This window comes from Ruegeria sp. CH6, from assembly GCF_056537005.1.
Map to the genome: position 1 here is coordinate 1 of NZ_JBQFQS010000046.1, position 1,743 is coordinate 1,743.

3 protein-coding genes and 1 pseudogene are annotated in these 1,743 nt (G+C 56.4%); all 4 read right to left on the reverse strand.

From position 1 onward, the window contains the following. Window positions 1-90 precede the first annotated feature (90 nt). A pseudogene (locus ACR0CW_RS23090) lies at window positions 91-483 on the reverse strand (IS21 family transposase); the annotation flags it as partial. Window positions 484-626: 143 nt separating this feature from the next. After that, window positions 627-806, reverse strand: coding sequence for an IS66 family insertion sequence element accessory protein TnpB (gene tnpB / locus ACR0CW_RS23095; RefSeq protein WP_480789577.1), 180 nt, complete (start codon window positions 804-806; stop codon window positions 627-629). After that, a complete protein-coding gene (gene tnpA / locus ACR0CW_RS23100; RefSeq protein ID WP_480789578.1) occupies window positions 803-1,171 on the reverse strand; it encodes an IS66-like element accessory protein TnpA in 369 nt (122 codons plus the stop codon). Before tnpA ends, tnpB begins: the two co-directional genes overlap by 4 nt. A gap of 118 nt (window positions 1,172-1,289) precedes the next feature. Beyond that, a partial coding sequence (locus ACR0CW_RS23105; RefSeq protein ID WP_480789579.1) for an FG-GAP repeat domain-containing protein occupies window positions 1,290-1,743 on the reverse strand: 454 nt, incomplete at its 5' end.

A 1,743-nucleotide genomic window follows, 5' to 3' on the forward strand; every position in this document is an offset into this window, starting at 1 on the left:
CCGCTCAGCAGGCCTTGACCAAAACCATATCAAAAGAAAGAAACAGAAACGGATTCTACACCTCAACGGCCCGGATCAGGGGGCTGGGTCAGCCTCGCCAGGATCAAAGCTCAACGGAACATAGGCGGCGGCTGAAGCTTCCTGGACCTCACGAGACCAATTGGCCGCATACCGGCGCACCGCGTCATAGCTGCCATCGTAGCCGAGATTGCGCAGCTCCTCATAAATCCGAACCAGGGTCAGTCGTTCGCGCTTGGGTTTTCCAGCATTGTCCTCAAGCAGGCTATCAAGCTGATCTTTCCAGGGATCGATCTTCGGGCGTGGCTGAACAGATCGGTCATAGCTGAACTCGGTGTCCCCGGAACGGACAACCTTGCGCACCGTATTCCGCGACAATCGAAGGTCGCGGCAAATCTCCTTGATAGACTTCCCATCGACAAAAAATGCACGCCTGATCTTCGCAATCGTCTCCACGACCAACATCCCCAATCTGCTCCCCAATATCGTTTGGGAAGCATCTGAACAGAATTATCAGGGGGGTCAATTTTGCATGCCGATCACCCCTCAACAGGGGTCAATTTTGCATGCCGATCACCCCTCAACAGGGGGCAATTTTGCATGCCGTTTCACAAATAGAGCAATTTGATCCGGTCACCCTTTCGGCCCCGGAAGGCAAAGACCGCACCATTCGCAGGTCGCTGGCGCAGAACGTCCTGCGCCAGGGCAGATAGGCCCGCGATCCCCTTCCTCATATCAGTGACACCACACGCAAGATACACCCGGACACCGGTTCCCGGGCCGATCATGCCGCCTCCACCGCGTGAATCAGCCTGATCAGCACCCCTGCGTCCAGATCACTGGAAAACTGCAGGTACCGCCCGTTGGCTAGGCGCAGCTCTACAGGAACCGACGGGAAGGCTGCGGGTTCCGCAGGAAGAGCCTCGGCCGCCGGGATATCAACCGGCAGAAACACTGTGCCGAGGTCAGGCGACCATAGCCCCTTCCGCTTCAACTCGTGCCGCCAGCCATAAATCTGCTGACGGGTCACATCGTGATGCTGCGCAACCCGCGTGACTGTCGCCCCGTCGACCCCCACTGACGCGACAATCGCAAGCTTCTCCTCGTCGCTCCAGCGCCGACGCCGTTCAACGCCCAAAATCTCGCCGCGCATGACAAACTCCCCCTAAGACACGTCGGTAACGACGTCGTTAAGCACGTGTCTTAAATCATCAGGAGTAAATCAGGCAGGCGGTGAAAATCGGGTGCTTACGCTCGATCGGGAGGTGGGCTTAGATGACCGGCGGAAGGTTTTCACTCCAGATTACATTGAATGCATCGCTGATGGATGCGGATGTAATCAGGTCATCCCGACCATCGCCGTCTATATCTGCCACAAAGGTGTGACGGGCTTCATCATCCAGCGTGGTATCGATCTGTGTTCCTGCATCGAAGCCCCCGGTCCCATCATTGCGGAACACCGTGAAGACATCTGAAGAGGAAGCTGACCCGATGATGTCCAGATCGCCATCGCCATCAATGTCGATCACAGACGTGTGAATGGCACCATCATCCAGTCCGGTTTCGATCTGTGTTCCTGCATCGAAGGCTCCGGTCCCATCATTGCGGAACACTGTGAAGGCATCTGAAGCTAGAGCTGACCCGATGATGTCCAGATCGCCATCGCCATCAATGTCGATCACAGACGTGTGAATGGCACCATCATCCAGTCCGGTTTCGATCTGT